At 67.0% G+C, this 7,068-nt stretch carries 4 protein-coding genes and 2 pseudogenes; 3 read left to right on the top strand and 3 right to left on the bottom strand.

The genetic code is table 11. The features are described 5' to 3' along the window. Positions 1-388: DUF418 domain-containing protein (locus tag M8J74_RS29840; RefSeq protein WP_249839419.1), on the top strand; the 388-nt coding region annotated here is incomplete at its 5' end. 394 nt (positions 389-782) lie between these two features. Beyond that, positions 783-1,340 (top strand): GNAT family N-acetyltransferase, encoded by a 558-nt coding sequence (locus M8J74_RS29835; RefSeq protein ID WP_249839418.1) that lies wholly within the window; start codon positions 783-785, stop codon positions 1,338-1,340. A gap of 81 nt (positions 1,341-1,421) precedes the next feature. Here the strand turns inward: M8J74_RS29835 and M8J74_RS29830 are convergent. The 3 genes and pseudogenes from M8J74_RS29830 to M8J74_RS29820 all read right to left on the bottom strand — a co-directional run. Then, positions 1,422-1,574: pseudogene (locus tag M8J74_RS29830) on the bottom strand (ATP-binding protein); the annotation flags it as partial. A gap of 145 nt (positions 1,575-1,719) precedes the next feature. Further along, positions 1,720-2,670: an expansin EXLX1 family cellulose-binding protein gene (locus M8J74_RS29825; protein WP_249839417.1), complete on the bottom strand. Its 951-nt coding sequence runs from the start codon at positions 2,668-2,670 to the stop codon at positions 1,720-1,722. A gap of 194 nt (positions 2,671-2,864) precedes the next feature. After that, positions 2,865-3,173: pseudogene (locus tag M8J74_RS29820) on the bottom strand (substrate-binding domain-containing protein); the annotation flags it as partial. A gap of 284 nt (positions 3,174-3,457) precedes the next feature. On the opposite strand from M8J74_RS29820, the gene M8J74_RS29815 reads away from it, so the two are divergent. Then, positions 3,458-6,775, top strand: coding sequence for a family 78 glycoside hydrolase catalytic domain (locus tag M8J74_RS29815; protein WP_249839416.1), 3,318 nt, complete (start codon positions 3,458-3,460; stop codon positions 6,773-6,775). The last annotated feature ends 293 nt before the right edge of the window (positions 6,776-7,068 follow it).

Here is a 7,068-nt window from a genome sequence, read left to right as displayed (position 1 = left end):
CGGCGAGCCCCAGCGGTCGTTCTCGGAACTGTTGACCGCCGGGCCGCACAGCGGCACCACGTTCGACATCATCGGCAGCGTGGGCGTCGCGATCCTCGTGATCGTGGGCGCGACGATGCTGATGGACCGCCTGCCGCGTCTGCGCCGCCTGGCGAAGCCGGTCATCGCCGTGGGCACCATGTCCCTGACCGCCTATGTCGGCCACTTCCTCGCACAGTCCGTGCTGTCCACCCCCGCCGGGACAGACACCCAGCAGTCCTGGGTGCCGCTGCTCATGTACGTCCTCGGGGCGATCGTGGTCGCCGCCGTCTGGTCCCGCTTCTTCCGCCGCGGCCCCCTGGAGTACCTGCTCAACACCGCCACCAAGCCCGCCAAGTACGTCCGGTGAGGTCCGGCCGGGATGGCTGGGCTTCCTGCCTCATCCCGGCCCGGACGGCCTGCCGGGCTGCCGACTGATGGGTACTCAGTGGGGCGGGTTCTTGGAGGTGCCTGAGCAACGTTCAGGGCCTGGGCGGTCTCCTCGGTGTTCAAGCCTGGGTGAGATCCTGCGGCGCTTCGGGACCGCAGCCGAGTCGCCGATCGACTCCTTCAACCGGCCCCGGCCGGTGACTTCGGTCTGCGGGTGCCACCCTCGGTTGGGGCGCTCAAGGATTTCTTGGCCTCTCCGCAGCAAATGCCGAGGACGGGCAATTGGCTCGGCCGGCGGAGAGCGGGCGGGCTCAGCATGGCGGAGGCCGACGCCCTTGAGGGCGCCAGCCCCTGTCATTGCCCGTGCAGAATAGATGGGGCAGGTGGTGCCGGCTGCCTGCCGGTTGCTTTATCTGATCATGATCATGGATGGATCGACACGTATGGAGCTTCGTCCGTTCGCCGACGCTCACGCCGTCACGATGGCGACCTGGCCGACTTCTGCCGACGAGGTCGTCATGTGGTGCGGGCGGAAGGAGTTCCCCGTGGACATACAGACGATCGCTGATTGGCAGCGGGACGACGACGTGCGGGCCCAGGTCCTCGTGGAGGAGGAGAAGGCCGTCGGTTACGGGGAGTTGTGGTTCGACGCTGAGGAAGACGAGGTCGAACTCGCCCGGATCATCGTGGCGCCCGACCAACGCGGGAAGGGACTCGGTCGCGTGCTGGTGCGGGGGCTTCTCGCGCAGGCCGTCGGGGCGGGCTTTTCCGACGTCTTCATGCGCGTTCATCCAGACAATGAGAAAGCTCTGCGCTGTTATCGGGGGGCCGGGTTCATGCCGGTCGACGCCGGCCTTGCCGAGAACTGGAATGCGGCCCAGCCGGTCAACTATGTCTGGCTTCAAGGTGACACGGAAGCTCCGGGCGGCTGAGCTCGCCCGGCAGTAGTAATGCGGGAGTCGCACCGCCCAGGGGACATGACTCGACCCTCTGCCGGGTCACTGGCAGCGCGCGTTGAAGGTGCCCCGGTCTGCGATCGCCGCGCGGAGCCGGAGATCGGTGATGGTCTGCTTCCACTCCGAGAACGAGGTGTTCGATGCGATGGAGATTGCGCGCCGTTCCTCGCGCTCGGTGAAGACCTGGAAGAGCAATTTCGCGCCGGTCTTTGCTGGTCGCCGCTGATAGAGATCACCTTTGCCAAGCATTTCGCCTGCCCACTCGCCATCAGCACGGCGGTCGCACAGAAGTCTGTGCGACCGCTCACGCAAGACGCCACTTCGGGACAGTCGGCAGCGCTGACAGTTGCTGAGATCAGTGCTGGGCGAACTGGGCCCGCGTCGGTTGTACGACGTTCGGCAGGACCGCGAGTCTGCTGACGGTCAGCTGTTCGCCATAAATATCGGTGACTCTGATGGCCTTGCCGCAGCCGTTGCCGTCGGCGGAGATGAAGTAGTTGAAGCTGGTGCGGGGCAACTGCGTCCAGCCGCCACCGGTGCGGACCTCCAGCCGTGCGACCGGGTTGCGGTGACCGATGACCTGAATTCCGCACCAGTAGGCGCTGGATCCGGTCTTGTACCGGATGGACATCGTGCCGATGGAGCCGGGGCTCACCAAGCTCCAGGTGATGGGGAGTCGGCCGACCTTGAGGTCGGCGAGCTTGGCGAAAGCCTGTTGGCTGAGATCGATCTGCCCGGGTGCGCAGGGCAGAGGGCATTCATTGGTGATCCGTACCGTGATCGACTTCCCGTTGGCCGCGCGGACGAGCACGTACGCGCCGCAGGCCCTGGAGGTTTGATAGTCGGTGGTGTTCATCGCCGCGATCATCATGTCCGGGCTCGGGCCGAAGAGGCACGCCCCGTCCCCGACGCCGGCCTCGTAAGCGGTCGCGACGCCCTGGTACGAGGTGTTGGGCCGGATCCGCCCTGCCGCCGGGGGCGTGCTCGAGTCGCGCGACGCTTTTTCTGTGCCCTTGGCAGAGGACTTGGCCGCCTTGGGGCTCGCGGTGGTCTTCGGGCTGGCCGAGCCGCTCGCACTCGGACTTGACGACCGGCTCGGCGTCGCGCTGACAGACGCCGTGCCGACGGCCTTTGGCTGGTTGGTCGCGAGCGGGGTGGCCGCGGCCGGCTCCGCTTCGACCTTGTGGCCAGGGAGCAACGTCATGACCAGGTAAGCGAGAACGCCTGCTGCGGTCACCGCCACCGTGGTGCCCAGCACGAGTCTCTGTCTGCGTCTGCGCTGCCGCGCGGCCTGCCTCGTCGTCATGATTTCTTGTCCGTTCGGGATCGAGCCGATGGTGCACTGGTCAGTGGCCGCCCACGGCGAAAAGGTTGCCGACGACTTTGCGGGCCCCTGGGGCGCGGACCGGCACGCGTCCGAGGGGGCCTTCGGGCCGGGAGCCCTTGCGAGCCCTGGGCGGTCAAGCCCGGTGCAGAGCGGCGGGCGTTGCTCAGCGCCGTTCACGAATGAACCAACCTGATCCGGAGCATGGCGCGGCGGTAGGCCACGGACGGCCCCTCCATGTCTGCCTGGAGCAGCCGGATCATGGCCCGACCCATCGCATCCAGCGATTGACGCACCGTTGTGAGCCGTGGCTTTGTGCACAGTGCCGGCGAGAAGTCGTCGAGGCCGATCAAGGCGACGTCGTGCGGCACGCATCGTCCCGCCGCGCACACGACCTGCAGAGCCCCGGCGGCCGTCGTGTCGGACGCGGCGAGCACGCCGTCGATGTCCGGATGCCGTGCGAGCACTTCGGTCATGGCGCTGCGCTCCACGGGCTCTCGTCGATCTCAGGAGATGGGCGACGTCCCCCAGAAGCGGTCGCGCCGGCGCTCGTCTTCGCTGGCCGCCCGCCTGGTCATGTGCCTCGCCCACGGTCTTGCGGGGGGCAACCACACGGCGGCAAAAGGGGCCGGTACCAACGGTGGCGAGAAGATGACGGCGTGAAAAGGGAGTTCGGCAACCCGTGTCCTACTGCTTGACGTGTCCCTCACAACCTGAGTACGGTCTCCGAAATCTGAGCGTTTGAAACGTTTCAACCACTGGAGATGCCGTGCTCCGCAAACGCGCGTTCCTGTCCGGACTCCTCAGAGGCTTTGTCGTATTCGCCTTGGTGGCGGGAGCGGCGGTCCTGCCGACTTCGGTGTCCACCGCGAGCGCGGCAGCGCCGGATGCGTCGTTCGCCGTGAAGGCCCTGACCACCAACGGTCGCGTGAACCCGGTGGGCATGGGTGGTGAGGATCCGGACTTCGGCTGGCAGTTGGTCTCGGCCCGGCGGGCGACATCGCAGCGGGCCTACGAGATCCAGGTCGGCCGCACACCAGGGTCTGCCGATGTGTGGTCCTCGGGCAAGGTGGCTTCCAATCGCCAGGTCGACGTCGCGTACGGCGGTCCCGGCCTCAAGGCGGCCACGCGCTACTACTGGCGCGTTCGGGCCTGGGACGACAGGGGAGCCGCGACCCGTTGGAGCATGGACGCCTCCTTCGAGACCGGCCTGCTGCACTCCGGCGACTGGGACGGCGCCCAATGGATCACCCGCACTGCGGCTCCGAGTGAGCTGGGCAAGTGGACCGACTACACGGCCACGGTCGACTTCAAGCTCGACAGCGCCGCCTTCGGCATGTTCCTGCGCGCCCCGGATGCGAGCAACGGCTACATGTGGCAGTTCAACGTCGCGGGCCCGACGCCGCTGCTGAGGCTGCACAAGCAGGTCAACGGCGTCTACTCCGTGCTTCAGGAGGTGGATCTGGCTCCCTACGGATTCACGGACGCGGATCTGCTCACCGGCCGGCACACTGTCCGCTACGACGTGGCGGGCAGCACCGTCACCACGACACTCGACGGCAAGTCGGTCAACTCCTACACCGACTCCACGTTTTCGAAGGGCTACGTCGGCTTCCGCACCCACGCGTGCTGCGGCGAGAAGGGCACGGTCTACGACGCAGTGGTCACCGGCGCCGACGGCACCACGCTGCTGAAGACCGACTTCGTCTCCGGACGCAATCCATTCACCGGCGGTGACATCGTCGACTCCGCCCTCGTGGTGTCCGGCACCACCGACGCCCTGTACGCACCGGCGTCCCGCCCACTGCCGCTGCTGCGCAAGGACTTCGCCACCGAGGCCGGCAAGAAGGTCTCCTCCGCACGGATCTACGCCTCGGCACTGGGGATCTACCAGCTGGAGCTCAACGGAAAGCGAGTCGGTGACCAGGTCCTGGCCCCGGGTTGGACCAACTACCGTCAGCGCATCCAGTCCCAAACCTACGACGTGACCGGACTGCTCGACAGCGGAGGCAATGCCATCGGAGCCTCCCTGGCGGACGGCTGGTGGTCCGGCAAGGTCGGGATCGGCTGGAGCCGTCAGTACGGAGACACCCCCGCCCTGGTGGCCAAGGTGCGCATCGCCTACACCGACGGTTCCGTCCAGTGGATCGGAACGGACGCTTCCTGGAAGGCCGCCGCGGGCCCCTACGTGAAGGCCGACCTGCAGGACGGGGAGACCTACGACGCGCGCCTTGCGCCGTCGGGCTGGAGTCGGCCGGGATTCGACGACAGCGCGTGGGAATCCGCCGCGGTCCTGGAGTCGCACACCGCACTCCTGGTCCCACAGACCGACGAGCCGGTGCGTCAGACCCAGGTGCTCAAGGCCCGGAAGATGACCGAACCCACCACCGGGACATACGTCTACGACCTCGGCCAGAACATGGTCGGCGTGTCACGGCTGACCCTCACCGGTTCGGCCGGACAGACCGTCAGGATCCGCTACGCGGAGGTGCTCAACAAGAACGGCACCCTTTACACCGACAACTTCCGCACCGCCAAGGTCACCGACCGCTACACGTTCGCCGACACCGGAACGTCGACGTACCAGCCCACCTTCACCCAGCACGGGTTCCGCTACATCGAGATCAACGGTGTGACCGAGCCCCCCGCGCTCTCCGACGTCAAGGGCGTCGTATGGGGATCCGACCTCGCCGGCACCGGCACGCTGAAAACGTCGGACGGCATGCTCAACCAACTGGTGAGCAACATCTCCTGGAGCCAGCGAGGCAACTTCCTCTCCATCCCCACCGACACCCCGGCCCGCGACGAGCGGCTGGGTTGGACGGGAGACATCAGCCTGTTCGCGCCGACGGCCAACTACCTCGTCGACACCCGCGCGTTCCTGTCCCACTGGATGGCGGACGTACGCAACTCCCAGTACGCCAACGGTGACCTGCCCGCGGTCGTGCCGACTCCGCAGGGACAGTTCAGCGACAGCGGTGTCGGCTGGGACGACGTGATGATCACCGTGCCGTACCACGTATGGCACTCCTACGGCGACACCCGAATTCTGCGCGAGAACTACTCCGCCATGCGGAAGTTCTTCCAGTTCGTACGCGACAGCGCCGGACCGGACCTGCTCGAACCCGGCCGCACCACGTTCTTCACCAATGACTGGCTGAACCTCGACGACCCGACCGAGCAGGGCATCCTGGGTACGGCCTATTTCGCCGAGGACGCCCGCATGATGGCCGCGGTCGCCAACGCCCTGGGTGATGATGCGGCCGCCGCCGACTACCGCAAGCTCTCCGCCGACATCCGCACCGCCTTCACCGCGGCCTACGTCGCGGCCGACGGCACAGTGAAAGGCAACTCGCAGACGGGATACGCGATGGCCCTCGCCATGGACCTCATCTCGGACCCCGCACTGGTCGAGAAGGCCGGGGGGAAGTTCGTGGCCAAACTGGCACTCACCGACAACCACCTGCGCACCGGCTTCATCGGTACACCGCTGCTGCTGCCCGCGCTGAGCAGGATCGGCAGGGACGACCTGGCCTACAAGATGCTCCTGCACACGGACTACCCGTCATGGGGCTACGAGGTCGTCAACGGCGCCACCACCATGTGGGAGCGCTGGAACTCGATCATGCCCGACGGCAGCTTCGGTCCTGTCGAGATGAACTCCTTCAATCACTACGCCTACGGCGCCGTGGGCGACTGGATGTTCCAGAACATCGGCGGCCTCTCCGCGATCGAGCCCGGCTACAAACGCTCCCGGATCGCACCGGCACCCGGTGGAAACCTGACGCAGGGCTCCGGGAGTCTCAAGACCGTCTACGGCCTGCTGTCGTCGCGTTGGAACACCGACCACGGCGGCTTCGATCTGCGGGTGACGGTTCCGGTCAACACCGTTGCCGAGGTCCACGTCCCGTCCGCGAACCGATGGGCGGTCACCGAAGGAGGCCGGCCGGCCGACGACGTCAGGGGAGTGCGGTTCCTCCGGATGGAGCACGGGACCGCCGTGTTCGAGGTCGGATCAGGGTCTTACCGATTCAGCGTCGACAACGCTCCGGGCCACCTGGGCCAGGCCGGAAAAGCAGCCGGATAACTGTGCCCTGTCCTGGCCGGCCTCGACGCCGCGGGCGCGGCGACCCACACGTGAGCTGAGTCTGGGCCCGGCTGAGCGACGTCAGCGTCCTGACCTCCTCCGAGGTGGTCAGGAAGAGCGCTTTCAAGGATCCCGACCGTCGAATCCGCGATCGCGAGCCTGCTCAACGGGGCCCCTCCCCGTGGGCAGGCTCGCGTGAGGTCGCATCCGACAAAAGCAGGAGCGGGGCATACAGGTCGGTCAGGGGCCGAAGGGCCCACAGGCGGTCATGGCCTCCAGGCTCGCGGCGAGCC

The organism is Streptomyces panaciradicis (genome assembly GCF_023516615.1).
Lineage (GTDB): Bacteria > Actinomycetota > Actinomycetes > Streptomycetales > Streptomycetaceae > Streptomyces > Streptomyces panaciradicis.
Note: the sequence above shows the minus strand (reverse complement) of the source record. Positions and strands in the feature narration are given on the sequence as shown.

Excerpts from the sequence above, each read along its gene's own strand:
- M8J74_RS29835 (WP_249839418.1), top strand. The coding sequence starts at position 783 with ATGGGGCAGGTGGTGCCGGCTGCCTGCCGGTTGCTTTATCTGATCATG.
- M8J74_RS29825 (WP_249839417.1), bottom strand. The coding sequence starts at position 2,670 with ATGACGACGAGGCAGGCCGCGCGGCAGCGCAGACGCAGACAGAGACTC.